This window comes from Asticcacaulis sp. EMRT-3 (genome assembly GCF_030027245.1).
Lineage (GTDB): Bacteria > Pseudomonadota > Alphaproteobacteria > Caulobacterales > Caulobacteraceae > Asticcacaulis.
Genome location: NZ_JASERT010000001.1, coordinates 281,157 through 306,189, shown reverse-complemented (window position 1 = coordinate 306,189; position 25,033 = coordinate 281,157). Strand labels below are relative to the sequence as shown.

The window sequence follows — 25,033 nt, the reverse complement described above, 5'->3', positions numbered from 1 at the left end:
ATGCGGCTCATTTGCGCCGATTAAGAACGAAGTCAACACTATCGCGCAAGTATCGCGCGTCGTGACCGAAAATATCAAGCCGTGATTTGGCCTGATCGCTCAAAATCCGCACGCGCGCCTTGGCTTCTTCGAGGCCGAGCAGGGTGACGAAATTGGTCTTGCCCTTGGCCGCATCCTTGCCGCCCGCCCCCTTGCCAAGCAGATCGGGATCGCCCTCGACATCAAGCAGGTCATCGGCAATCTGATAGGCCAATCCCAAGTCCTGCGCGAAATGGCTGAGGGCCAGACCATCACGATCAGAGGCATTGGCCACCACCAGCGGAATCTGAAAGGCATAGACGATCAGGGCGCCGGTTTTCAGGCGCTGCATCCGCGCCACCCCGCCCAGATCGTCCTGCACGCCCAGAAGGTCGATCATCTGACCGCCCGCCATGCCCTGCGCGCCCGAAGCCCGCGCCAGAAGCTGCACCAGTTCGCAGCGCACCAGCGGGTCTTCGTGGGTGTCTTCATGGGCCAGAATTTCAAAGGCCACACTTTGCAGCGCATCACCCGCCAGCACGGCGGTGGCCTCGTCATAGGCGCGGTGCACGGTCAACTGGCCACGACGCAGATCGTCATCATCCATGCACGGCAGATCATCGTGGATCAAAGAATAGGCGTGGATACATTCCAGCGCACAGGCGGCGCGCAGCACGGTATTTTCGTCGGCATCGAACAGACGCGCCGCTTCCAGCGCGAAAAACGGCCGCAGACGCTTGCCCGGCCCAAGCGCGGCATAGCGCATGGCTTCGGTGAGGCGGCTTTCCGGGCCTTCGCCGTGCGGCAGCAACTGATCGAGCGCCATCGTCACCAGATCGGCGGTTTCGTTCATGCGCACGGCCAGAGGCGGCAGATCGGAATTGGCGGCGATGGGGGTCAAGGACAAATCCTTACATTTTACTCAAAGGACGCAGGCGCAACACCTTCGACGCCGCCAGCGCTATTGAGCGAAATCTTTTCGACCTGCAAACGCGCCGCTTCCAGCCGCGCCTCGCACAGAGCCTTCAGTTCAGCGCCTTTTTGATAAAGAGCCAATGACTTTTCGAGCGGGGCCTGCCCGGATTCCAGTTCGGCCACGATCTTTTCAAGCTGGGCCAGCGCAGCTTCAAAAGACAGTTCGGCAGTGGGATTGGCTTCGCTCATCGCGTCTTCCTCAGTTCGTAGCGGCGGCAGCCCCAGTATCTGAAGCCCTCTTCCAGAGTCTTTATATAGCCCATCTTTTTCAGTTCAATACTGATCATCAGATTGAAAAAACCGTGGGCCAGCACCAGCACATCGCCGCCTTCGCTGGCCTTATCGTACAGAAATTTCGCCATCTTGCGGGCGCGAATCTTGGCCGGTTCGCGGCCCTCCACATCGCCGTGGATATTGAGATACCACCAGCACACCCGCGCCAGAAACCCCCAGGCATAGCTGTTGGGCGTCAGCTTGATAAAGGATGGCAGATGCGGCGGCGGCAGGGGCGCTTCGATCAGTTCAGGCAGTTGCACAAACGGGCGCTGGCCGCAGATGGCCCGCGCCGTCTCTATCGAACGCGGCAGGGTGGACGAATAGATATATTTGGCGTCGCGGGCGAACTGATGCAGGATCGGCGGCGGCGTCTGGCCTGCCAGCAACCCTGCCTCGTCATATCGGGCCCACCAGTCGACATAGCCGCGCCAGTCCAGCTTGACCCGGCGCGACAAGGCCGGCTCGCCATGCCGCACAAGGGTGATCGCCCCCATGCGGCGCTTCGCGGCCTGTGCGTCCGGTTTCTGGCTGGTGTCGTCGCGCAAACAAGGCCCCCTGGATCAGGCAAATACCACAGGCTTTAGCCACCGGATTCGCATCAGATCGATAAGTGAGGGCCGTTGGTAACGTCCCTGACGCAGGGAGACAAGTTTTTTATGGCTGCCTCAATTGGCGCGCTGCAATTACCGATGCACAAGATGGACGCGTTCGATGCGAAAACCGACCTCGCAATAGGCCGAGTCATGCAGCAAGGCATAGAGGCTGGCATTGCCGAATTTCCTGCTCAACCGGTGACAGTGACCGTCAACTTCATGGCGCATGTATATAGGTGTCATTATTATCAAAGTTTTTAAGATTTATTATTTTTATTGGCAGGCGAGACATGCAACAGGCGCATTGACCAAAGCAGCAGATAGTAAATTACAAATGCATCAATAGGAATAACCGTCATCATAAAATACAACATAATACGAGGTGGCTGTATGAAATTGCATATCGAAATAATATATGCATGAATTATTGCCAATACAATTGCGGCAAACCAAAACAAAATACTCCTACTATAATTCATTAAAAGTGGAACTGAGACATAAAAAGCACCACAAAATGCAAATATAATGAATCCTTTATTTGGAAATATTACATAGAATGCAATGGATAAAAATAGTATTGCAACTCCGGTAGCTATCTTTTTTAATATTTCGGATTTCATGTTGGATTAAACACCTACAAGCAATCATCTGGAAAAATTCTGTATATTCTCTATAATCCAACGCGCACCAAATGCATTAAATCCCAGCGCCTATAACTCAACTGGGTTTGCACGGATCATAGATTGCCACCTCAATCGGCCCTTTGCAATTGCAGATGCACGACATTGGTGCGTTCGGTGCGAAAACCGGCCTCGCAATAGGCCAGGTAAAACAGCCACAGCTTGCGGAACTGCGCGTCGAAGCCCTGGATGCGGCCCTCTTTCCACGCTGCCTCGAAGCGCTGGCCCCATTGCTTGAGCGTTTCGGCATAGTCCTGCCCAAAACGGAAATTGGAGACGAGATTTAAGCCCGCCCTTTGCGTCTGCTCCACCAGCTTTTGCGCCGAGGGCAACATGCCGCCGGGGAAGACATATTTCTGGATGAAATCGGCGCGTGACTTGTAATCCTCGAACATATCGTCAGCGATGGTGATGATTTGCAAGCCCGCCTTGCCGCCCTTTTTCAGCACGTCGCGCAGCTTGTCGAAATAGGCGCCCCAATAGGTTTCCCCGACCGCCTCGAACATCTCGATCGACACCACGGCGTCAAACTGGCCCTCGATGTCGCGGTAATCCATCAGGCGAATATCGACCCGGTCGCTGAGGCCCAGTTTGGCCATGCGCGCGATGGCGTAATCGGCCTGGGCGGGCGAAATGGTGACGCCGGTGACGTGCGCGCCCATTTCAGCCGCGTACTGGGCGAAACCACCCCATCCGCAGCCGATTTCCAGCACATGCTGACCGGGCTTGAGATCAACCAGTTGCGCCAGACGCGCATATTTGGCCGTCTGGGCCGCGCTCAGATCCTGCGATGTCTGAAACTTATCGCCGTCAAACAGGGCCGACGAATAGGTCATGCTCTGATCGAGCCACTGATCATAAAAGCTGTTGCCGAGATCATAATGGGCGAAAATATTGCGCTGCGAGCCCTTTTTGGTATTTTTACGTAAACCATGCAGCCAGTTATTGATCGTGCGCGTGACGATATTGCCGGTAAACAACTGACCCAGTTTTTCCGAATTGAGCGTCAGCACCTCCAGCAAAGTGGCGAGGTCGGGCGTATCCCATTCGCCTTCCTTATAGCCGTCGCAAAAGCCAATATCGCCTGAGGTCAAAACCCGCTTCATGAAGTGGAAATCCTTGACCAGCAAGGTGCCCGCAGGCCCCGGCTGATCGCCGGTCAGGCTTAAGGAACGGCCATCGGGAAAGACGATATGCAGCGTGCCGAAGGCCCAGACCTTTTGCAGGGTCTGAACGCCTTTGCGCGCCGCAAACGGCAGGGATTTCAGATCGACGGAAACGGGTTGGGGGGTCGTCATCGGGCGGCCTCATGAAAGAAGGTGACACGCATGATATACGTTTGGAGAAGCCATGCGGATCGCAAGGCCCCCTTCAATATGACCCCGATTTTACCGTTGGCAAGGGAGGAATCCCTTCTCCCCACCTGTGGGGAGAAGGTGGCCGCCGCGTAGCGGAGGTCGGATGAGGGGCTGTCAGACGTTTGCGCTCGGTCGGCGGACAGCCCCTCACCCGATCGCCTTCACTGCGTTCGGCTCTCGTCCTCTCCCCATATTCATGGGGAGAGGGGTTTTTCTTAGTTACCGCGTCACCGTCAGTTCTGCGCCATTATAGGTGACGGTCTGGTCGGCCTTGTCGAAGTCGGTGGTGGCCTGCCCCGGCGTGATGAAGCGCACATGCAAGGTTCGTGTCGCCACCATGCCCGGATAGCTGCCGGTGCGCGCACCAATGGTCAGCCTGCCGGTGCGATCATCGTAAGCGAACGGAATGCGGCTATACTGGCCGCGCGTATAGCCATTGGTCACGCCGTCATCCTCATAGAGGCTGAAGGTGCCGTCCGCCCCGGTATAGACATTGATCGTCAAAGGCGCATCGGGCTTTTCATCGACATATTGCGTCACCGGCCCCATCGGCAGGATCGATCCGGCGCGCACATAGAGCGGAATCTGCGTCACCGGTGCCACCATATTGACCGTCTGCCCGCCGGTGATCTTCTGACCGGTATAAAAATCATACCAGTTGGCCCCTGCCGGGAAATAGACATCGCGGTTGCGCGCCTTGTATTGCGTCACCGGTGCCACCAGCAGGGCATGGCCGAACAGATATTCGTCCTTGATGTCACGCGCCTTTTCGTCGTTCTCGAAATCCATCACCAGACCGCGCATGATCGTGCCGGAATGGTAATAGGTGTTGGACGCGACCGTGTAGATATAGGGCATCAGCCGGTAGCGCAGGTCGTCATACCAGACCATCGCCTTTTGCATGTCCGAGCCGTCCGGCGCGATATTGTAAATCTCGCGCTTAACCACCTCGCCGTGGCTGCGGAACAAGGGCGACAGCGCGCCGAACTCGAACCAGCGCAGGTTCAGTTCCTGCCATTCCGCCATGTCCTCCGGCTTGACGGCGTGGGTGCCGGTGGCGCGGTTTTCCTGCGCCTCGCCCGCCCCCGGCCCCTGATAGCGCGTCTCCTGCGCATAGCCGCCGATGTCGTGCGTCCAGTTGGGAATACCCGACATGGAGAAGTTCACGCCCGCCGCGATCTGATCGTACAGATTGTTCCAGCGTCCGGCCGTATCGCCCGACCAGACCGCCGCCGCATTGCGCTGAATACCGGCAAAGCCCGAACGGGTCAGGATGAACTGGCGTGTGTCCGGCTCGTCGCGCTTTAAGCCATCATACATGGCCTCGGTGTTCATCAGGGCGTAGGGGTTATGCACCAGGGCGCCCGGCCCCATCTGGGTCGGGGTGATCAGTTTGGCGAAGTCGGCGGGACGTTCGTTGGAATTGATGTCCGGCTCGGTATTGTCCATCCACCAGGCGTCGAAGCCAAGCGGGATCAGCGTGTCCTTTAGCTGGCGGTAATAGATGTCGCGCGCTTCCTGATTATAGGGCGAATAGTGGCTGTTGAGATAGCCTTTGCCCACCCAGTCGCGCGTGCCATTTTTCACGTTCTGCTCGAACATATAGCCCTTGGCATCCAGCTCCTTGTAATTGGCGGTATTGGCGTAGAACTTGCCCCAGATCGAAATCATGATGTGGGCGTGTTCCTTATGCACCTCATCGACCATCGCCTTCGGATCGGGGAAGCGCGTCTTATCGAAGGTGTGGCTGCCCCACTGGTCTTCCGGCCAGTAGAACCAGTCCTGCACGATATTATCGAGCGGCCAGCCGCGCTTGCGATATTCGGCCACGACGCCGAGAAGCTGGTCTTGCGTCTCATAGCGTTGCCGCGATTGCCAGAAGCCATAGGCCCATTTCGGCATCAGGGGCGCCTGACCCGTCAGGGTGCGGTAACCGGCGATCGAGCCGTCGATCGAATCCGAGGCGATGAAGTAATAGTTGAGCCCGGTGCCGACTTCGGATGACAATTGCAGCGAATGGGTGTCGGCGGGGCTTTGCGGATTGTCGTGGGTCACGGCCACCATGCCGCCCGAAGGCTGCCATTCGAGGTGGAATTTGACCGGCTGGCCCGCCAGGAAATTGACGGTGAAATTGTGATACCACGGGTTCCAGCCCTGCCGCCACACATCCATCACCGGCTTGCCGTCAATCGTCAGATCGGCATAGTCGGAGGCATAGAGCTGCATCTTATGGACGCCGGAAATGTCAGAGGTCAGGGTGCCGTCCCACACCACCTTGACTGTCTTGCCCTGCGTCGCCTGCTTGCTGAGGGCGGGCGTATCGGGCCAGTTCTCGGCCACGTCCTTTAAGTACTGATAGCGGATGTCGCTTTCGGTGCGCGTCAGAACCAGCTTGCCATCGACATAGTATCTGGCGGTCAGGCCGGGCTGGCCGTCCGGCGTGGTCAGTTTGAGGTCGCGGCTCATCAGCGCATAGGGCGTCGGATTGCCCCAGCGCGTGATCGAGTCATTGTCCCACAACAGGCCGTAATTCTTCGTCGAAACGACGAACGGCACGGCCACATCCATATTGTGCTGCGACAGCAAAATGTCTTCGCCATTGAGGTTCATCTGGGCGTTCTGGTGCTGGCCCATGCCGTAAAAGCCTTCGTCCGTGCCCGTATTGAACTGGGCGGCGACGGCGACGAAGGACTTGCCCTCGACGGTGACCGGCTTGATCTGTTCGGCGGCCTGGGTCAGAACCGTCTGGCCCTCGGCATTATCAAAGGTAACAAGACCGGTGGCAAGCGACACGCGCGCCGTGGCCTGACCGGCATTCAGAATGACCGTTTTGCCATCCTGCGTCACGCTGTAATCCCCCGCCACGGGCTTTGCCACCGTCATCAGCGACTTGACCTGCACGCGGTCGGGATCATCGAGCGCCAGCACATGGATGATATTGGGGGCCATCACCTCAAGCCGCACCTCTTTGGCGGGGCCGCTGTCAGGATGCACCACCACACCGGTCGGGGTCTTGTCGAACGTACCGGCTGTCGCAGCCCCCGCCGTCATCATAAGCGCCAGCATCGACGCCGAAATCATCAAGGTTTTCATCTTCTCAACTCGCTGTTTTGTTATTAGATGAAGATACCCCACCACCACGCCCTGCGGGCGCGGTCCCCCTCCCCAACAAGTTGGGGAGGCATAAACACCCTATACCTCCCCAGTTTACTGGGGAGGGGAACCGCACGAAGCCGCAAAGCGGCTGAGATGTGGTGGTGGGGGCTCTTGCTATCTTAAATCCTACTTCTCATACGTCGCCAGCGTGACCTTCAGGATCACCGGCTTGCCGACGAAATTCAGGCCGTAATCGGTTTCGTCGCCGTTCCACACCCGCTCAAAAACCCAATTGCCCTGATCGTCGAAATGGCCTTCCTCGACGCGCGACATCAGGAAGCCCTTGTCGGCGTTCTTTGGCCCGTTATCGAACGTGATGCGGGCATTATGGCCGATGACAAGGTACTGATTGTCGGCCAGCTTCGCCACGGCCACGCCGCCTGACGGTACATCCGAACCTTCAGGATAGCCGCTCTTATGTTCCGGGTCCCATTCCGGCAGACCGAACTGCCACTGGCGATAGGTGACCTTGGCCGACCACTCCGGGCCGAGATCGAGGCTTTGCGCAGCATGGTCATCGGGTTCTGACACGCCCCAGACCTGGCCTGAAAAGCTTAGCTTCGCCCAGATACGCGCCATCGGCGCAAACACGCCGTACAGATTGGCAAACGGCTCAACCATGCTCTTATCGGTCGCCTTCGCGCCGAGCGGATAGTTGGAATAGCCGGTATAATCAAAGCCGAACGGATCGAAACCGATAGCCCTATGACCGAGGGCGGTAAAAAGATAGCGCGCATAGAGAGCCGTATTGCCGCTTTCGGCCACCAGCAGGGCATTGTCCGGGCGCGCATAGAGATTAAGCGTCGCCTCATACGAATCCGAACCCGGCGAATAGAGATCGGGGGCCAGAATATCGATATGCGGCGCCGCCACCTTATAGATGTCGAGCACATTATAGCTGGGCCCGCCCGACGCATAGGAACCCGGCGTCTGCGCAGGGTTAAGCGGGTCTTTCAGCGCATCGTTCATATAGGTGGGCAGCGGATAGATCGCCTTGCCCGCCGCAGCGATGTCATCGCAATAGGTGGCCACCGACCAGGCCTGAAAATATTCGTCGGCATCATCGCCGAACACCTCATGCCAGTTACCCGAAGCTTTCAGCGCCCGCTTGCCCATCGCCTTGATCAGGGCGGGCGGCACGGGCTTGTCCATCAGGGCGTCGGCCTTTTTGGAATAGTCGCGCGCGGTTCTGTAAACGCCGGTTTCGTTCTCGACCTGCAACATCAGGATCGTGTGCTGTTCGCCATCAATGGCCTTGATGTGTTTGACCAGTTCGACATAGGCGCGTTTGTCGGCCTCGCGCGTCGAATCATACAGTGGCGACAGGGCATAGGAGGTCGAGCCGTCCTTATTGGTCAGGCGCGGAAAGCGCTTATTGTCGGTCTTGACCCATGAAGGCGTATAGCTGGGGCCGGTATTCTTCCAGGTGCCAAACCACAGGATGACGAGGTGGACATGGTGCTGGCGCGCCTGATCGACCAGGGTATCGACGAATGAGAAATCGAACTGGCCTTCCTTCGGCTCGATCTGTTCCCAGGCCACCGGCATGACCAGCGTATTGGCCTTCATATCTTCGATGGCCGGCCAGACCTTGGGCAGGACAGCCGGATAGTTGGAGGAATTATTGGCCTGCCCGGCCAGCATCAGATAGGGCGCGCCATCCACCATCAGGGCGAAACGGCCGTCCTTCGATACCAGTTGCGGCATCTGATCCGCCGCCAGGGCAGGCGCCGATGACAACGCTATCAATGCCGTGGCCAATAAGGCGTTTTTCCACAATCCCATGCATCTCTCCCATATCGCTTATATAGCCGCCGACTTCTTTATATGTGACGACGATTATCACTTGTGAAATTATCATATAAAAATCCCGCGCCTGCAACCCTGCAAAACGAGGAATGGTGTTGCAGACGGCGCTTTTTGTGTAATCTACACGGATACCGGTCACTTCGGCCGGACGATTCGATTAAGTACAGGGACCGCCCATGCGCTCCGAACTCGGCGTCAGCCTCGCTTACGGGCTTCTCAGAACGCTCGGCCAATCTATCGTTACCGGTGAATTCGAGAAAACCGGTTTCCCCACCGAAGCCGAACTGTGTACGCGATTCGGTGCCAGCCGCACCGTCATGCGCGAAGCCGTCAAGATGCTGTCGGCCAAGGGATTGCTGTCGTCGCGCCAGCGTCAGGGCACGCGCGTCGAGCCGGTCGAAAACTGGAACCTGCTCGATCCCGATGTGCTGCGCTGGCTGATGGAACGCCCCTATTCCAACAAGATCTTCCTCGAATTTACCCAGATGCGCCTGGCCATCGAACCGACGGCGGCGGCGCTGGCCGCCACCGTGCAGGACAAGATGGCCATTGCCGGTATCCGCGAGGGTCTGCAAGCCATGAGTGAGGCCCGCGATCCCGAAGCCTCCTTGCAAGCCGACATCGATTTCCACGTCGCCATTCTGAAAGCCTCGGGCAATCCGTTTTTCTGGCGACTGAAGCCGATGATCACCAATGCGCTCAATCTGTCGATCCAGCTCACCAACAAGATCGCCGGTCATACAGCCGACCTGGCCCAGCACGAAGCCATTCTGGTCGCCATCGAAAAGGGCGATGTCGAGGCGGCGAAACATCATTCGGAAGCGATTCTGCGCGAATCGCTCAAGCTGATCGAAAACGCCATCGAGACGGCAGCGGCCTGAAGCCCAGCCTGAAGCCCAGCCTGATAAGCCCCCGGTCTTGATAACAAGAAACGAGAGCGCCGGTGTCTGCCACCGGTGCTCTCGTTTGCTTTTATGGCCTCGGCGTGACGCGGATCATCACCACGGCGTGCGACGGCACATCCGCTGTATAACCGGTCTGGACGTTCTTTTTGACCGCCTTCGACCACAGATCCTTCACGTCTTTTTTCGCAGGCAGACCCAGCGCCTTCCAGTCGGCGGTCATGCTGTGCGGGGCGGCTGAGCGATTGAGCAGGATGACCGCCGTGTCGCCATTCGCCAGAGGACGTGCCCAGACCTCGAAATCGCCATCCTTTGAGACGCGATGGCCTTCGCGGCCGAGCGTGTCCTGATCGACGGCGATCACATCCTTGTTGAGCAGGATGGTTTTGGTGGCCTCGCTCATGTTTGACAGATCATTGCCCGCAATCAGGGGCGCGGCCAGCATGGCCCACAGGCTGAAATGGGCGCGGTATTCATTATCGGTCATGCCGCCATTGCCGACTTCGAGCATGTCGGGGTCGTTCCAGTGATTGGGCCCGGCGTATTTTTCAAGGCCGACCTGCTTGTCGAGCAGGTCAAGCACGCCGCTTTCCCAGGGCTTGCTCTTGTCATTCTTGACCCAGGCGTCGCTGATGTCGCCGGTGGTGCGCCACAGATGACCGACATCACCGGCCCATTCCCACGGCTTGTGATTACCCCATTCGCAAATGGAAAACACGATGTCGCGGCCCGAAGCGCGCAAGGCCATCGCCATGATGCGATAATCGGATTGCGCGTCGTCCCCGCCCGTGCTGCACCAGTCATATTTCAGGTAATCGACCCCCCAGGCGGCATATTGCTTCGCATCCTGAAACTCATGGCCACGCGAACCGGGACGCCCGCCACAGGTCTTGATACCCGCATCGGAATAGATGCCGAACTTCAGGCCTTTACTGTGAATATAATCGGCCAAAGCCTTGATGCCTGAGGGAAACTTGACCGGATCGGCCACGATATTGCCCTGCGCATCACGCCCGACCTGCCAGCAATCATCGATGATGATATATTGATAGCCAGCCTCTTTCATGCCTGAAGCCGCCATCGCATCGGCTGCGCCACGGATCTTGGCCTCATCGATATTACAGTTGAAATGGTTCCACGAATTCCAGCCCATCGGTGGCGTCATGGCCACTTCGGGCTTGGGGGCCTCCAGCCTATAGACGGCGGGTTCATCGGCATGGGCCGACATAGCGATCAATCCGCCGACAGCCATCGCGAGGATGGCCAGGTGTTTCCATAAATTTTTCATACGACTCTCCCTGTTTGTTTTTATAAATAATATAAATTTTATCGACTTATTTGAAGGGAAACTTAAATAATGTAAATTGCTTTATTCGAATTCATGATGCCTCTCGGCGGGTAATGGATACTGGCCCGTATCGATTTTAGCGGAAATGGCTTCGTTCTTACCCGCTGCATACCGCCAATGGGGTTTCTTTTTGTCGTTCATGCTCTATGTTCGGCCTGTTCATGAAACGGTCGGGTCATCCAAACACGGCCGAAAAATTCAGAGGTAGGTTTTGTCTGATAAGCGCATTCGCAAGGCGGTCATCCCGGTAGCGGGTCTGGGCACCCGCGTCCTGCCCGGCACCAAGGTCGTTCCCAAGGAACTGCTGAATGTGGTCGATCGCCCGATCCTGTCCTATGTGGTCGAGGAAGCGCGCGCGGCGGGGATTGAGCATTTCGTCTTCGTCACCGGCCGCTCCAAGGGCGCGATCGAAGACTATTTCGATCATCAGGTCGAGCTGGAGGCGCAACTGGCCGCCAAGGGCAAGACCGACATACTCAATGCGCTTCTGGCCGAACTGCCGAAGGCGGGCGAGATGAGCTTTGTGCGCCAGATGCAGCCGCACGGGCTGGGTCACGCCGTCTGGTGCGCCCGCGATGTGGTGGGCGATGAACCCTTCGCCGTCATCCTGCCCGACATGGTGATGGACGCAAACGTGCCCGCCATGAAGCAGGCCATCGACGCCTATCACGCGGTTGGCGGCAATATTATCGTCACCGAAGCCGTGCCGCACGATGAGACGCACAAATATGGCGTGGTGGCGCTGGATGGCCAATCGGGCCGCCTCAACCGCATGACCGGCATGGTCGAGAAACCGAAACCGGGCACCGCGCCCTCCAATCTGATCGTTTCGGGCCGCTATATTCTCCAGCCGGAAATTTTTGCCCTGCTGGCCGATCAGGAACGCGGCGCGGGCAATGAGATCCAGCTCACCGATTCGATGGCGCGCCTGATGCAGAGCCAGACCTTCCACGCGCTCGAATATGACGGCGTCACCTATGATTGCGGTGACAAGATCGGCCTTTTACGTGCCAATGTCGCTCTGGCGCTCAAACATCCCGAACTGGGCGAAGCGGCGCGCACCGCCATCAGCGCACTTTTATAACGCGACTGCTTGTTTTTTTACATTCCGCTGTGGCAAGAGGAGCCCTCTTCCACGACCTGACCTCCGGGGGACTTTGATGAGCCTGAAACCACGCGCCGAAATTGCTGAAAACACCTACGCCTTCGAGACGGAGGCGCTGGTCAAGGCCACCGGTTTCCGCGAATATGATGCGCGCTGGATTTTTGGCAAGGAAATCAACCTTCTGGGCATTCAGGCCCTGGGTCTTGGGCTGGGCACCTATATCCATGAGCGTGGTGTGACGCCGAAACTGGTCACCGGTCATGATTTTCGTTCGTACTCGACCAATATCAAGAACGCCCTGATTCTCGGCCTGATGCAGGCGGGGATCGAGGTGATTGATATTGGCCTGTGTCTGTCACCCATCGCCTATTTCGCCCAGTTCGACCAGGATGCGCCGTGCGTCGCTATGGTCACCGCCTCGCATAATGATAATGGCTGGACTGGCGTGAAGATGGGCTGCCAGGCGCCGCTGACCTTCGGGCCGGAGGAGATGGGCCGTCTGAAAGACATCGTGCTGGGCGGCCTCGGCGTTGAGCGTCCCGGCGGCAGCCTGAAGCGCGTCGAAGGCGTGCAGCAGCGTTATATGGACGATATTTCGTCCAAGCTGCACCTGAAACGTAAATTGAAAGTCGTCTGCGCCTGCGGCAATGGCACGGCGGGCGCTTTCGCCCCGCAGACCCTGCGTGCGATGGGCGCTGAGGTCATCGAACTCGACACCAACCTCGACTCGACCTTCCCCAAATATAATCCCAATCCCGAAGACCACGAAATGCTGGTCGATATGGCCAGGGCCGTGAAAGAACACGGTGCCGACGTGGCGCTGGGCTTCGATGGCGACGGCGACCGCTGCGGCGTGGTCGATAATGAGGGCAACGAAATCTTCGCCGACAAGATCGGCCTGATGCTGGCGCGCGATCTGTCGGAAATTTACAAAGACGCCACCTTCGTCGTCGATGTCAAATCGACCGGGCTCTACGCCACCGACGAGGTGCTGAAAAAGAACGGCGCGAAGACCGTCTATTGGAAGACCGGCCACTCCTATATCAAGCGCAAGACCGCCGAACTGAAGGCGCTGGCGGGCTTTGAAAAATCGGGCCACTTCTTTCTGGCCCCGCCGATTGGCCGCGGCTACGACGACGGGCTGAAGGCCGCCGAGGCTATTCTGGCCATGCTCGACCGCAATCCGGGCAAGAGCCTCGCCGATCTGAAAAACGCCCTGCCGGTGGCCTATACCTCGCTGACCATGTCGCCCCATTGCGGCGATGAGGTGAAGTATGGGGTGCTGGAACGGATCGTCAAAGCGTATGAAGATCTGGCGAAATCGGGTGGCGAAATCCTGGGCCGCAAGATCAAGGAGGTCATCACGGTCAATGGCGCGCGCGTCCATCTGGACGACGGCTCGTGGGTGCTGGTGCGCGCCTCCTCCAACAAGCCGGAGCTGGTGGTCGTGGTCGAATCCTTGCGCTCCGCAGACGATATGCGCGATCTCTTCCGCAAGGAGGTCAAGCCGCGCCTCGCCCAATATCCCGAAATCGGCGCCTATAATCAGGAAATCTGAGGCGACGATACAGGCCGAAATCAAAGCGCGGGGTTTTGACTCCGCGCTTTTTTTACTTCACCTTCAGCAGATTATTGCTGCGATCCTTGTCCGGCAGGCGATGATCGGGATCGATCTCCGCCGACACCACCGCCTTGCCCGGTGCGATAAAAACGGTCGCGGTCGGGTTACGGATCCAGGCGTCGGCCTCAAGCCGCACATCCTGCGTCGAGCCATCGGCAAAACGGACGCGCAGAGTGGCGGGCATGACCAGCTTGTCATGCACCCCCACCACAATCGCCGTGCCTTTTGCCGGATCAGGCTGGCCGTCCTTGTCGGTCACCGGCCCGATGGAATCGACGCCCAGATCAAGCATCCAGTTGTTGTCGTACCAGCCGCGCCACCACCACGACAAATCCTCGCCCGACTCGCTCTCCATCGCCCGGAAGAAGTCGTCGGGCTTCGGGTGCTTATAGGCCCAGGCGGCGATGAAATGCTTGAACGCCGGGTCGAAACGCTCCGGCCCCAGAATCTCCTCACGCAGCAGCTTTAGCCCCAGCGCCGATTTGAAATAGGTGACCGGATGGCGGTATTTTTCGATCACCGTATCGGCGCGCGACAAGATGGGCGGGGCATTGGGGTCTGCGAGGAGCGGCAGGATTTCATCGACCGGATTGCCGCCGCCCGGCGCAAATTCGGAATCGCGCTTTGGCCCATATTCTGCGTGGTTGAAATCATCGGATTCGTAGGTGTCGATGAAGGTGTTGAAGCTCTCATCCATCCATGCGTCACGCCGTTCATCAAAACCGACCAACATCGGAAACCAGCCGTGGCCGATCTCGTGCGCCGTGATCCAGAACAGGTCTTTACCCGCATCGTCGATGCCGTCAAACACAATGCCCGGATATTCCATACCGGTGGCGGGCCCGGCAATATTGATGGCCGCCGGCCACGGATAGCTGTGCCAGCGCTTTGAATAGTTTTCGACGGCATTCTTCACATATTCAGTGGAACGGCCCCAGCGCGCCTCACCCGCGCTTTCGGCTGGATAAAACGACATGGCCACGGCGCTCTTGCCATCAGGCAGGTTGATGCGCGCTGCATCCCAGGCGAACACCGCCGAGGCCGAAAAAGCGACATCGCGGGTGTTGTTCATATGGAAATGCCAGGTCAGTCTTCCCGGTTCTTTGGCATCTTTGGACACGGGCCGCGAAGCCGGATCGCCGATCTCGCCGGGCGCACGGATCATCACCGTGGCGTCGTTCGTCTTCGCCTGCGCAAAACGCTTTTGTTCCTCTGGCGTCAGCACATCCTGCGGGTTAACCAGCTCGCCCGAACCGGCCACCAGCATGTCGGCAGGCACATCGACATAATAGTCGAAATCGCCATATTCGAGATAAAATTCCTGCGCCAGATAGGGCAGCGTGTCCCAGCCACGCACATCATCATACACCGCCATGCGCGGATACCATTGCGCCATATCATAGATGGGGCCATCCTTGGCCATGCCCCAGGCCATGCGCCCGCCCCATTCGCCGGGAATGGTGAAATGCCACCGGATGCGTAAGCGAACCTGCGCGCCGCCGCCCTTCAGCGCCTCAGGCAGGCTGATGCGCAGGCGCGTGTCATTGACGAGGGTTTCGGCCTTCACCGCCTTGTCGCCATCCAGTATCTCGACCGAATCGAGCACGAAACCATCCGTGCTGTGCTGGCCGGGATCGCGCAGATCATTCCCGGCCAGCGCGCCCCGGCTGTTTTTGCGATACAGATTCTGATCGAGCTGCATCCATAAAATATCCAGCACATCCGGGCTGTTATTGGTGTAGGTGATCACCTCTTCACCGCTGAGCGATGGCGTTGTCGTATCGAGCCGGGCGTGGATCACATAGTCGGCGCGGTTCTGCCAGTAATCGGGCCCCGGCAGGCCATTGGCCGAGCGATAAAGATTGACGGCCTGCGTCAAGGGGCGCGGTGCGAAGGCCTCACGCGGATTGTAGGATGTTTGCGCCATCACTGCACCTGCCGGAAACGTCATCAGAAACATCACCAGTATAGAGGCCACGACGATCAAAGGCCTGACAGTTTTCATCGCGCGCGCCCATCTGAATGGTTTCAGCCGTAATTGCTTTCACGCTAAGCCTCACCTGTCAACGGCACATATGATAAAGTACGATACCGCTGGTGGTCGCCACATTCAAACTATCAAAGCCCGCGTGCATATCGATGCGCACGCTCTTGCAGGCGGCCATCATCTGCGCCGTCAGCCCCGGCCCCTCGGCGCCGAACAGAAAGGCCGAACGCGCATCAGGCACCACCTCATCAAGCCGCAGCGCCCCCCGAAGGACTGAGCGCATAGGGCGTAATGCCGAGATCGCGCAAGGCGCCGACCATATCCCCTACCCGCACGAACGGCACTGCCAGCACACCGCCCACAGACACGCGGATCGCCTTGCGATACAGAGGATCGCAGCAGGTAGCATCGAGCAACACGGCATCGACGCCAAACGCCGCCGCATTGCGCATCAGCCCGCCCATATTGTCGGTATTGGCTATGCCGCTTAAGCCCAGCAGCCGCGTCCGGCCCGGCGGCACGACATCGGCAAGGCTCAGGGCCTTACGCGCCCGGCCCAGCGCCAGATAGCCGCGATGGATCGGAAACCCGGCCACCTGATCCATCACTGTTTGCGGCACCACATAAACCGGCGCATCAAGGCCGGACACATCGAGCGTGGCCAGTCTGGCCTCCGTGGTCAGCACACTGACCGTTTCATAAAGCTTTGAGGCGAACAGGCGCTCCAGCACCACCTTGCCCTCGGCCATGAACAGCCCGCCACGCCCGGCCAGATCGCGGTCTTTAATATCACGATAGGGCTCAAGGCGCGGATCGTCAGCGTCTTTGATGTCAATGTGCGGCATGAGGCTCCTGTTGCGGACGGCCCGTATCGCCCATGCCTTCCAGCACGCCGCGACGCTTGGGCAGGCAGTGCGGATATTCGGTCTGCATGAAACTGAGCAATTGTTCGCGCACCAGACAGCGCAGATCCCAGGCCAACGACGAATCGGTCGCTGAAACCAGGGCACGGATGCTCATCACCTGATCGGTCACATCGGTCACCTGCACCACCTGCACCTTCTTGTCCCACAGGGGCGTGGCCTTGACGATCTCCTCCAGCTTTTTGCGCAGCGGATCGATGGGCATGGTGTAATCGGCATAGAGCATGACCGTGCCGATAATATTGGCCGAGGTGCGTGTCCAGTTCTGAAACGGATTTTCGAGCAGATAACCGATGGGCAGGATGAGGCGGCGCAGATCCCACAGGCGGATCACCACATAGGCCAGCGTGATTTCTTCCACCCAGCCCCATTCGCCCTCCACCACCACGGCGTCTTCGAGGCGGATCGGCTGGGTCAGCGCAATGACGATGCCGGCGAACAGATTGCCGAGCGTCTTTTGCGCCGCAAAGCCGAGGATGATGCCCGCCACCCCCGCCGAGGCCAGCAAACTGACCCCGATGGCGCGCAATTGCGAAAACAGCAGGAAGATGGCGGCCAGCGCCACCAGAAAGATCAGGAACGACACGATGCGCCGCACCACCACGATCTGGGTATGCACCTGCCGCGCCACCAGATTGTCCTTGACCGTCATATCATAGCGCTTTGAGATCGCCAGACTGACCACATCAACGATGCGGATGGCCAGCCAGTACAGCAGGCTGACCGAACTGATCTTGACGAGGCCGGAGAAAAAGGGGCGTTGCAATTCCTCGGGAAAGGTCAGGCGCAGGGCCAGGAAGATCAGCAGCACCGGCACGACCGTATAGACGGGCGGACGCAGGCGCTGCACATGCACCAAAGCCGTCAGGTGCGTACTGCGGTTAACAATGCGCGTCAGCAGGCCCAGCACGGCGCGGGCGGCGGCCAGCCCGATCAGGAAGGTGATGAAAACGATGATCGCCACCAGCACCGCTTCGGGCATGGTGGTTTTGAGATAGGCGAAAGAGGGCATAGGCGCTCCATATGGCTGTGCCGCCGCTCCTGTGAAAGGAGACGTGCGCTTCCGTTGAGGGAAGTCTGCGGGGCGATTGGAGGGCGCGAAGACGAAACATCTCCACGCGGCGAGGTTTTCACAAACCCCGTCCGGCGGTAAAATTGCAATGCCAAAATGCCCTCTTCCCGGCACAGCGTCTGACAATAGCGTGATGAGGGAAAAGCCGCGCCGCCCCGCCTTGCCGGAAAGACGATTATGCCATATCGTGATCACAATTCGTCGTGGACTCCGCACCATGACGCGTCAATGAGTTCAGGGGCCCCTCATGTCCGCCGACAGCTATATGAAATCGAAAAACAAACGCCACAAAAGCTTTGCCCGGCGCGGCGTTCGTGATCTGGATGAGGCGCGCGCCTGGCTGGGCAATCAGAATATCGAAGAAATCGAGTGTCTGGTGCCCGATCTGGCCGGGGTGGCGCGCGGCAAGATCATGCCATCGAAGAAATTCCTCAGCGCCCCCTATATGAACCTGCCGCTGGCCGTTTTCTACCAGACGATCACCGGCGACTATCCCGATCTCGAAGGCGTGGTCGGCACGGTACAGTCGGATACCGACATTTTTCTCAAGCCCGATTTCGCCACACTGGCCGCCGTGCCCTGGGCGCATGACCCGACGGCACAGGTGATCCACGACGCCTTCCATCCCGATGGCCGGCCGGTCGAGGAAAGCCCGCGTCAGGTACTGCGCCGTGTGCTGGGCTATTACGCGGCGAAAGGCTGGAAGCCGGTCATCGCGCCCGAGCTGGAATTCTATCTCGTCGAAAAAAATGTCGATCCTGACTATCCGCTGAAACCGCCGATTGGCCGCTCAGGCCGTCCGGAAACCGGCCGTCAGGGCTATTCGATTGCGGCGGTCAATGAGTTCGACGCGCTTTTCGAGGACATGTACGAATATTCGGAAAGCCAGGGTCTGGAAATCGACACCCTGATCCATGAATCGGGCGTGGCCCAGATGGAGATCAACCTGCGCCACGGCGATCCGCTCGAACTGGCCGATCAGGTTCTGATGTTCAAGCGCACGATCAAGGAAACGGCGCTCGAACACGACATCTACGCCACCTTCATGGCCAAGCCGATGGCGCAGGAACCGGGTTCGGCCATGCACATCCACCAGTCAATCGTTGACGCCAAGACCGGCCAGAACCTGTTTTCCGATCCCGACAGCGGCCAGCCGACCGAGGCCTTCTTCGCCTTCATTGCCGGTCAGCAGAAATATATGCCGGCCATCACCTCGCTGCTGGCCCCTTACGTCAACTCCTATCGCCGCCTGGCGAAGGGCTCCGGCGCGCCCGTCAATACGCAATGGGGTTATGATAACCGCACGGCGGGCCTGCGTGTGCCGCCCGCCGATCCTGATAACCGCCGCCTTGAAAACCGCATTCCATCGTCCGACGCCAACCCCTATCTGGCCATCGCCGCCGTACTGGCTTCGGGTTATCTTGGCATGGTGGACAAACTCAAACCATCCGATCCAATTGATAGAGACGCCGCCACCCTGCCGCAGGGCGACCTGCCCTATTCGCTGGTGCAGGCCATTATCAAGCTGGAGCGCGCCCAGCCGATCATCGATATTTTAGGGCCGCAATTCGTCACCGCCTATTCGCGCGTCAAGCTGTACGAATACGAAACCTTCATGCGCACCATCAGCCCGTGGGAACGCGAATTCCTGCTGCTCAATGTATAGGACGAAGATAACCCACCACCACCTATCAGAGACAGGGAGGCATAAGACATCTTATACCTCCCCAACTCGTTGGGGAGGGGAACCGCACGAAGCCGCGAAGCGGCTGAGATGTGGTGGTGGGGGTTCTTGTTTTGAAGCCCTATGAAAAACACCGGCCATCCCGATCATTCCTGGTACGCTGATACGGCCAACATCACGCCGCGCCCGGCGCTGCTGGCCGACGCCGATACCGATGTCGCCATTATCGGCGGCGGCTATACGGGCCTCGGCGCGGCTCTCGCCTTGGCGCAGGCCGGTATCCGGGTCACCCTGCTCGAAGGCGCGCAGATCGGCTCCGGCGCGTCGGGGCGCAATGGCGGCCAGATCCATACCGGCCAGCGACAAGACCCCGAAACCCTCACAAACCTGCTCGGCCCCGATGCCGTCCGCCAGCTCTGGGACATGGCCCTTGATGCAAGAGCGCATCTCCACGCCCTCATTGCCGAGCATCACATCGATTGCGACCTGCGCCCCGGCCTGATCCACGCCTGGCACAGGCCGCATTTCGCCGCCGAAGACCGCGCCCATGCGGATTTCATCGCCCGACACTATGGTTATACAGATTACCGCCTCTTATCGAAAGCGGAGGTCGCTGCCGAACTGGGCACGGCCGTTTATCACGGCGGATCGTTCGATGCGGGCGGCGGCCACCTTCATCCGCTGAAGCTGGCGCTCGGCCTGGCGAAGGCCGCCGAAGCGCACGGCGCGCAGCTTTACGAACAAAGCCGCGTCACCCGCTATCAGGCGGCCAGCGACGGCGTCACCCTGACACTGACCACCGGCGCGCAACTGGCCGCCAAAACCCTGCTGATCTGCGGCAATGGCTATATGGAAGGCCTGTCGGAAGCCATTGATGCCCATGTCATGCCGATCAACAACTTTATCCTGACCACAGAACCGCTCGACGATCCCGATATTCTGCCCCGTCATTTCGCCGCGTCGGATTCGCGCTTTGTCGTCAATTACTGGCGCAAGACGCCCGACAACCGGCTGTTGTTTGGCGGCGGCGAAAACTATACGCCGTGGTTCCCGAAGGACATCAAGGCCTTTGTGCGACGCAATATGCTGAAAATCTATCCGCAACTGGCGGACGTGCGCATCACACACGGCTGGGGCGGCACACTGGCCATCACTATGAGCCGCGCCCCGTTTGTGCGCCGTCTGGCTCCAAACGTGCTGGTCAGCGCCGGTTACAGCGGTCAGGGCGTGGTGCTGGCGCCCTATTTCGGCAAGCTGCTGGCGCGCGCCGTCACCGGTGATGGCCGCGATCTCGATCTTCTGGCCCGCCTGCCCACCCCCGCCTTTTTCGGCGGCAGGGGCTTGCGCTGGCCGGCCCTGGTGGCGGGGCTCAGCTATTACGCCCTGCGCGACCGGCTTTAAATTTTACGCAGGCGCGATACGAAATAAGCCGATGCGTGGTCATCATGATCATTTTCGCATTTCCGGCTCATTTTACCTTGCGCAACCGGGCCGTGAATCCGCAAAGCCTTGCGCTTAAAGCGTTTGGCGCTGGCGGCCTTAACGTCTCAATTTAGCGACACCCGGCTGCGCATAAGACCAGTTGCACAGGGATTTCAGCGAAACGACGCGATTTTTAAGACATCATTAAACCTTGCCGGTCGAAATCCCTTGCAGTGCAGCAAAAGGCTCTCCCCATGAACGCTCCCTCCCCATTAAGTGTACAGCGTAGCGTATCCGGTTCTGTTTCCCAAAATGTATCCCTGGCCGACATCATTGCCCAGACCGCGCGGGCCAAAAATGTTACCGCTAACAAGGTGCGCGATATTCGTCAGGTCACCTCGAAACTGCGCATTCTGGCGCTCAATGCCCTGATCGAAGCCAAGCACGCCGGTGAAGCCGGTCATGGCTTTTCCGTCGTGGCCGATGAGGTGCGCGGCATTTCCGGCGAGGTCGAGACCCTGGCGCGCGATCTCGGCCACGAGATCGTCACGCTCGATAATCTGACCCAGGATCTGGCGCAGCAAAGTCAGGGCACGCGCATGACCGATCTGGCGCTCAATGCCATCGAGATCATCGACCGCAACCTGTATGAACGTACCTGTGACGTGCGCTGGTGGGCTACCGACGCCGCGCTGGTCGATCAGGCCGCGGAGCCATCCCCTAAACGTGCCGACTATGCCTGCGAACGGCTGGGCGTGATCCTCGATTCCTACACCGTCTATATCGATCTGTGGCTGTGCGATCTCGAAGGCCGCGTCATCGCCAATGGCCGCCCCAACCAGCACCGCGTCATCGGCACCGATGTGCGCGACCGCCTGTGGTTTTCGCGCGCGCTCAACTTACGCAGCGGTCAGGATTTCGCCGTCGCCGATGTCACCACCGAACCGCTGTTAGGCGGTGCGCAGATCGCCACCTATGCCACGGGCGTGCGCCGCGATGGCCGCGCCGATGGTGAACTGATCGGCATCTTAGGCATTCATTTCGACTGGCAGCCTCAGGCTCAAACCATTGTCGAAGGCGTGCGCCTGACCGATGATGAAAAGGCGCGCACGCGCGTGCTGCTGACCGATGCGCAAGGTCTGGTGATTGCCGCGTCCGATGGCAAGGGCGTGCTGAGCGAGCATGTCCGCCTGCGCACCTCAGGTCAGAAGTCCGGCCATTATCTCGACGCCCACGACAACCGCATGGTCGCCTTTCACCGCACCCCCGGCTACGAAACCTATGCCGGCCTCGGCTGGTATGGCGTGATCGTGCAGAAGGCGATGGAATAAAAAGACTCCACAGATGACACAGATTTCGCAAATTTTATAAGTCTCTGCCCTGCCAGGCAGGGAGATTACAGTGCCTGAACTTCCCTTCTCCCCTTAGCTTAAAGGGGAGAAGGTGGCCTGAACGCAGTGAGGGCCGGATGAGGGGCTTGGCAGCCACATTAGCGCATGAAGAAATGCCCCTCACCCGGTCGTCTTCGCTACGCTCGGCTCCCGTCCTCTCCCCTCACGGAGGGGAGAGGGAAGGAAAAGCCATTTCAAGTCTGGTCATTATGCTTGAATGCACTTTTCACCCTTAAGTCGGTCATTTGAACTACAATATAATCTGCAGTTCTCTTATCTAAAGCGCTCGCAGGATCGGCTCGGCTTCATTGAGCGATTGCTCAATGATGCCGACCAGTTCGTCAATCTGCGCTTCGGTAACGATCAGCGGCGGGCACATGACGATGGAATCGCGGATGCCGCGCACCATCAGGCCGTTCTTGATGCACAGATCGCGCACCACCGGCCCGGCATGGCCTTCCTCGCCCTTGAAGCGCTTATTCGTGCCCTTTTCGGCCACGATCTCGACCGCACCGATCAGGCCCAGACTGCGCGCCTCGCCGACCAGCGGATGGGCGTCGAGCCGTTTCAACGCTTTAGCCAGATAAGGGCCGGTCACATCGCGCGTCCGCTCGATCAGGCCTTCGTTTTCCAGAATTTCGATATTGGCAAGCGCCACGGCGGCGCAGGTCGGGTGGCCGGAATAGGTATAGCCGTGGACGAAATCCCCGCCTTTTTCCAGCATGACATCAACGATTTGCTTCGATACCCCCACCGCTGAAATCGGCAAATAACCCGACGACATGCCCTTGGCCATAGCGATCAGATCGGGCTTGATGCCCCAGTGCTGATGGCCGAACCAGTGGCCGAGGCGGCCAAAGCCGCAGATCACCTCGTCGCACACCAGCAGAATGCCGTATTTGCGGCACAGGGCCTCGACCTTCGGCCAGTAGCTGTCGGGCGGAATGATCACCCCGCCCGCACCCTGCACCGGCTCGCCGATAAAGGCGGCGACCTTTTCAGGCCCCACTTTAAGGATACGCGCCTCGATCTCATCGACGCAGGCTTGCGCAAAAGCATCCGGGTCTTGCCCAAAGCCTTCGCCGAACAGATAGGGCTGGGCCACATGCTCGATCCCGGCAATCGGCAGATCGCCCTGTCTGTGCATGAAGCCCATACCGCCCAGAGACGCTCCGGCGACCGTCGAGCCATGATAGGCATTATGGCGCGAAATAAAGGTTTTGCGTTCAGGCTCGCCCTTCAGATCCCAGTAATGACGCACCAGCCGGAAGATGGTGTCATTGGCTTCCGACCCGGACGTATTAAAAAACACATGCGTCAGGTCAGGGTTACTGAGCTGCATCTTCTCGGCGATTTTGGCGGCCAGCCGCACCGGCGGCGGCGTCGCCGTCTTGAAGAAGGTGTTGTAATAGGGCAGTTCCAGCATCTGCTCATAGGCAACGCGCGCCAGTTCCTCGCGGCCATAGCCGACATTGACGCACCATAGCCCCGCCATGCCGTCGAGCAGCGAATGGCCCTCGGCGTCGGTGATCGTGCAGCCCTCGGCGCGGGTGATGATGCGTGAACCGCCCAGTTCGTGCTGAAGCTTGTAATCCGATTGTGCCGGCAGGTGATGCGCCATGTCGAGGCGCTTCAGCTCAGCCATGTCGTAATTGCGCAGCGTGTGTTGGGAAGGGGCGTTCATGGGCAAAAATCCTCTGTCCGGGCCATGCGCATTCACGGCTGACCCGGCAATCTAAGGGTATAATTCCGCGATCTCGCCGCGAAAGTCAAATATTGTGATCACAATTATACCTATTTTTTGGTATACCTATTTTGTGGCAGGCCTATGGCCGCCCAGCTATTGCCCACCCAGATCGCGCCCGCGCAGCGCCTGCCCCATCAGGGCGAAAAAGACCTGACTGTCGGGACGGCGCTCCGTCTGCCATTCGGGATGCCATTGCACGGCCAGCACCTGGGATCCGCTGATATTGGCGCTGAAGGCCTCGATCAGACCATCGGCGGCCAAGGCCTCAATGCTCAGGCCGTCACCGAGCCGGTCAACGCCCTGATAATGGACGGAATTGACGCGCAACTGATCACGGCCATAGGCATGATGCAGCAGGCCCTGCGGTGTGAGCGTCACCGCATGTTCGTGATCGAACAGCGCATCAAAAGGCGTATCATCGGCGGCGTGGTGGGCCAGTGAAGTTTTTTGAGTTGCGCTAACGCTTCGCTCCTTGAGCGCGGGTTTTTCATTTGCGCTAACGCTTCGCTCCTTGAGCGCGGAACCCACATCGCGGCGCAAAGACCCGCCCAGCACGACATTGATCTCCTGAAAACCACGGCAGATGCCGAAAACCGGCTTACCCACCGTGATCATGGCCTCGATCATCGCCATCGACACCAAATCGCGGCCCGTATCGAACGGCCCCTCACCGCTATCCGTATCGCCATAAAGCCCCGGCTGCACATTTGACGGCGAGCCGGTCAGCATCAGCCCGTCGAGCCGCGCCGTTAGCGCCATAGCCGAAAAATGCGTCTCCAGCGGCGGTATCAGCAGGGCATGGCAATCGCCATAGGTCATCGCCGCGCGGGTGTAACGCTCCATCACCGCATGGGCGTTTTCAACGCCGACTGTACGGTTACAGGCGATGATGCCGACGACGGGTTTCAAGGATGTCCCCCTCCCACCGCTTCGCGGTCCCCCCTCCCCGCTTCGCAGGGAGGGATA

At 59.0% G+C, this 25,033-nt stretch carries 21 protein-coding genes; 7 read left to right on the top strand and 14 right to left on the bottom strand.

Annotation, left to right across the window (positions count from 1 at the left end; all coding sequences use genetic code 11):
* Positions 1-7: 7 nt before the first annotated feature.
* Genes QB905_RS01465 through QB905_RS01455 form a run of 3 tightly spaced genes read right to left on the bottom strand, consistent with a single transcriptional unit; the run spans position 8 to position 1,814 of the window.
* Entirely contained in the window at positions 8-919 is a 912-nt protein-coding gene (locus tag QB905_RS01465) for a polyprenyl synthetase family protein (RefSeq protein ID WP_282972797.1), read from the bottom strand.
* A gap of 17 nt (positions 920-936) precedes the next feature.
* Positions 937-1,182: an exodeoxyribonuclease VII small subunit gene (locus tag QB905_RS01460; protein WP_282972796.1), complete on the bottom strand. Its 246-nt coding sequence runs from the start codon at positions 1,180-1,182 to the stop codon at positions 937-939.
* On the bottom strand, positions 1,179-1,814 hold the full coding sequence (locus QB905_RS01455) for a phosphoglycerate mutase family protein (protein ID WP_282972795.1): 636 nt from the start codon (positions 1,812-1,814) through the stop codon (positions 1,179-1,181). The genes QB905_RS01460 and QB905_RS01455 overlap by 4 nt, the downstream gene beginning before the upstream one ends.
* Before the next feature lie 111 nt (positions 1,815-1,925).
* On the opposite strand from QB905_RS01455, the gene QB905_RS01450 reads away from it, so the two are divergent.
* Entirely contained in the window at positions 1,926-2,123 is a 198-nt protein-coding gene (locus QB905_RS01450) for a hypothetical protein (protein ID WP_282972794.1), read from the top strand.
* On the opposite strand, the gene QB905_RS01445 is transcribed toward QB905_RS01450, so the two are convergent.
* The 4 genes from QB905_RS01445 to QB905_RS01430 all read right to left on the bottom strand — a co-directional run bounded on the left by QB905_RS01445 (position 2,120) and on the right by QB905_RS01430 (position 8,841).
* The gene (locus QB905_RS01445; protein WP_282972793.1) at positions 2,120-2,482 is read right to left on the bottom strand and encodes a hypothetical protein; all 363 of its coding nucleotides are present in this window, start codon (positions 2,480-2,482) and stop codon (positions 2,120-2,122) included. The genes QB905_RS01450 and QB905_RS01445 overlap by 4 nt on opposite strands.
* A 131-nt stretch (positions 2,483-2,613) precedes the next feature.
* Entirely contained in the window at positions 2,614-3,840 is a 1,227-nt protein-coding gene (locus QB905_RS01440; RefSeq protein WP_282972792.1) for a cyclopropane-fatty-acyl-phospholipid synthase family protein, read from the bottom strand.
* 279 nt (positions 3,841-4,119) lie between these two features.
* Complete coding sequence (locus tag QB905_RS01435; RefSeq protein WP_282972791.1) at positions 4,120-6,993, bottom strand: glycoside hydrolase family 31 protein; 2,874 nt, start codon at positions 6,991-6,993, stop codon at positions 4,120-4,122.
* A 189-nt stretch (positions 6,994-7,182) separates the two neighbouring features.
* Positions 7,183-8,841: a DUF5597 domain-containing protein gene (locus QB905_RS01430; protein WP_282972790.1), complete on the bottom strand. Its 1,659-nt coding sequence runs from the start codon at positions 8,839-8,841 to the stop codon at positions 7,183-7,185.
* A gap of 200 nt (positions 8,842-9,041) precedes the next feature.
* Here QB905_RS01430 and QB905_RS01425 point away from each other — a divergent pair, with 200 nt between their 5' ends.
* Complete coding sequence (locus QB905_RS01425; protein WP_282972789.1) at positions 9,042-9,746, top strand: FadR/GntR family transcriptional regulator; 705 nt, start codon at positions 9,042-9,044, stop codon at positions 9,744-9,746.
* A 91-nt stretch (positions 9,747-9,837) separates the two neighbouring features.
* Here QB905_RS01425 and QB905_RS01420 read toward each other — a convergent pair whose 3' ends face one another.
* Positions 9,838-11,055, bottom strand: coding sequence for a glycoside hydrolase family 27 protein (locus QB905_RS01420; RefSeq protein WP_282972788.1), 1,218 nt, complete (start codon positions 11,053-11,055; stop codon positions 9,838-9,840).
* A gap of 271 nt (positions 11,056-11,326) precedes the next feature.
* Between QB905_RS01420 and QB905_RS01415 the strand changes: the two genes are divergently transcribed.
* Both QB905_RS01415 and QB905_RS01410 read left to right on the top strand, forming a co-directional pair.
* Positions 11,327-12,199, top strand: coding sequence for a UTP--glucose-1-phosphate uridylyltransferase (locus tag QB905_RS01415; protein ID WP_282972787.1), 873 nt, complete (start codon positions 11,327-11,329; stop codon positions 12,197-12,199).
* Between the two features lie 76 nt (positions 12,200-12,275).
* Positions 12,276-13,778: a phosphomannomutase/phosphoglucomutase gene (locus QB905_RS01410; RefSeq protein WP_282972786.1), complete on the top strand. Its 1,503-nt coding sequence runs from the start codon at positions 12,276-12,278 to the stop codon at positions 13,776-13,778.
* A gap of 52 nt (positions 13,779-13,830) precedes the next feature.
* On the opposite strand, the gene QB905_RS01405 is transcribed toward QB905_RS01410, so the two are convergent.
* From QB905_RS01405 to QB905_RS01395, 4 genes are read right to left on the bottom strand one after another with little or no spacing between them, the layout of a single operon-like run.
* Entirely contained in the window at positions 13,831-15,846 is a 2,016-nt protein-coding gene (locus QB905_RS01405) for a M1 family metallopeptidase (protein ID WP_282972785.1), read from the bottom strand.
* A 58-nt stretch (positions 15,847-15,904) separates the two neighbouring features.
* Positions 15,905-16,111 (bottom strand): TrmH family RNA methyltransferase, encoded by a 207-nt coding sequence (locus QB905_RS15235; protein ID WP_349252554.1) that lies wholly within the window; start codon positions 16,109-16,111, stop codon positions 15,905-15,907.
* Positions 16,077-16,673 carry a TrmH family RNA methyltransferase gene (locus QB905_RS01400; protein ID WP_349252553.1) on the bottom strand — a complete coding sequence of 199 codons (597 nt, stop codon included), beginning with the start codon at positions 16,671-16,673 and terminating at the stop codon, positions 16,077-16,079. Before QB905_RS01400 ends, QB905_RS15235 begins: the two co-directional genes overlap by 35 nt.
* A complete protein-coding gene (locus QB905_RS01395) occupies positions 16,660-17,763 on the bottom strand; it encodes a mechanosensitive ion channel family protein (protein WP_282972784.1) in 1,104 nt (367 codons plus the stop codon). The genes QB905_RS01400 and QB905_RS01395 overlap by 14 nt, the downstream gene beginning before the upstream one ends.
* Positions 17,764-18,088: 325 nt before the next feature.
* On the opposite strand from QB905_RS01395, the gene QB905_RS01390 reads away from it, so the two are divergent.
* The 3 genes from QB905_RS01390 (at position 18,089) to QB905_RS01380 (ending at position 22,260) form a co-directional block, all read left to right on the top strand.
* Entirely contained in the window at positions 18,089-19,489 is a 1,401-nt protein-coding gene (locus QB905_RS01390) for a glutamine synthetase family protein (RefSeq protein WP_282975546.1), read from the top strand.
* 141 nt (positions 19,490-19,630) lie between these two features.
* Positions 19,631-20,908, top strand: coding sequence for an NAD(P)/FAD-dependent oxidoreductase (locus tag QB905_RS01385; protein WP_282972783.1), 1,278 nt, complete (start codon positions 19,631-19,633; stop codon positions 20,906-20,908).
* Between the two features lie 275 nt (positions 20,909-21,183).
* Complete coding sequence (locus QB905_RS01380; protein WP_282972782.1) at positions 21,184-22,260, top strand: methyl-accepting chemotaxis protein; 1,077 nt, start codon at positions 21,184-21,186, stop codon at positions 22,258-22,260.
* Between the two features lie 337 nt (positions 22,261-22,597).
* On the opposite strand, the gene QB905_RS01375 is transcribed toward QB905_RS01380, so the two are convergent.
* Positions 22,598-24,004 carry an aspartate aminotransferase family protein gene (locus QB905_RS01375; protein WP_282972781.1) on the bottom strand — a complete coding sequence of 469 codons (1,407 nt, stop codon included), beginning with the start codon at positions 24,002-24,004 and terminating at the stop codon, positions 22,598-22,600.
* Between the two features lie 156 nt (positions 24,005-24,160).
* The gene (locus tag QB905_RS01370; protein WP_282972780.1) at positions 24,161-24,976 is read right to left on the bottom strand and encodes a gamma-glutamyl-gamma-aminobutyrate hydrolase family protein; all 816 of its coding nucleotides are present in this window, start codon (positions 24,974-24,976) and stop codon (positions 24,161-24,163) included.
* Between the last annotated feature and the right edge of the window lie 57 nt (positions 24,977-25,033).

Bases quoted from the DNA above. Each gene is read 5' to 3' on its own strand.
- QB905_RS01445 (WP_282972793.1), bottom strand. From the start codon at position 2,482: ATGAAATCCGAAATATTAAAAAAGATAGCTACCGGAGTTGCAATACTA.
- QB905_RS01400 (WP_349252553.1), bottom strand. From the start codon at position 16,673: ATGCCGCACATTGACATCAAAGACGCTGACGATCCGCGCCTTGAGCCC.
- QB905_RS01420 (WP_282972788.1), bottom strand. From the start codon at position 11,055: ATGAAAAATTTATGGAAACACCTGGCCATCCTCGCGATGGCTGTCGGC.
- QB905_RS01435 (WP_282972791.1), bottom strand. From the start codon at position 6,993: ATGAAAACCTTGATGATTTCGGCGTCGATGCTGGCGCTTATGATGACG.
- QB905_RS01410 (WP_282972786.1), top strand. From the start codon at position 12,276: ATGAGCCTGAAACCACGCGCCGAAATTGCTGAAAACACCTACGCCTTC.
- QB905_RS01395 (WP_282972784.1), bottom strand. From the start codon at position 17,763: ATGCCCTCTTTCGCCTATCTCAAAACCACCATGCCCGAAGCGGTGCTG.
- QB905_RS01450 (WP_282972794.1), top strand. From the start codon at position 1,926: ATGGCTGCCTCAATTGGCGCGCTGCAATTACCGATGCACAAGATGGAC.
- QB905_RS01385 (WP_282972783.1), top strand. From the start codon at position 19,631: ATGAAAAACACCGGCCATCCCGATCATTCCTGGTACGCTGATACGGCC.
- QB905_RS01430 (WP_282972790.1), bottom strand. From the start codon at position 8,841: ATGGGATTGTGGAAAAACGCCTTATTGGCCACGGCATTGATAGCGTTG.
- QB905_RS01390 (WP_282975546.1), top strand. From the start codon at position 18,089: ATGAAATCGAAAAACAAACGCCACAAAAGCTTTGCCCGGCGCGGCGTT.
- QB905_RS01375 (WP_282972781.1), bottom strand. From the start codon at position 24,004: ATGAACGCCCCTTCCCAACACACGCTGCGCAATTACGACATGGCTGAG.
- QB905_RS01380 (WP_282972782.1), top strand. From the start codon at position 21,184: ATGAACGCTCCCTCCCCATTAAGTGTACAGCGTAGCGTATCCGGTTCT.
- QB905_RS01460 (WP_282972796.1), bottom strand. From the start codon at position 1,182: ATGAGCGAAGCCAATCCCACTGCCGAACTGTCTTTTGAAGCTGCGCTG.
- QB905_RS15235 (WP_349252554.1), bottom strand. From the start codon at position 16,111: ATGCGCTCAGTCCTTCGGGGGGCGCTGCGGCTTGATGAGGTGGTGCCT.
- QB905_RS01440 (WP_282972792.1), bottom strand. From the start codon at position 3,840: ATGACGACCCCCCAACCCGTTTCCGTCGATCTGAAATCCCTGCCGTTT.
- QB905_RS01425 (WP_282972789.1), top strand. From the start codon at position 9,042: ATGCGCTCCGAACTCGGCGTCAGCCTCGCTTACGGGCTTCTCAGAACG.
- QB905_RS01405 (WP_282972785.1), bottom strand. From the start codon at position 15,846: ATGAAAACTGTCAGGCCTTTGATCGTCGTGGCCTCTATACTGGTGATG.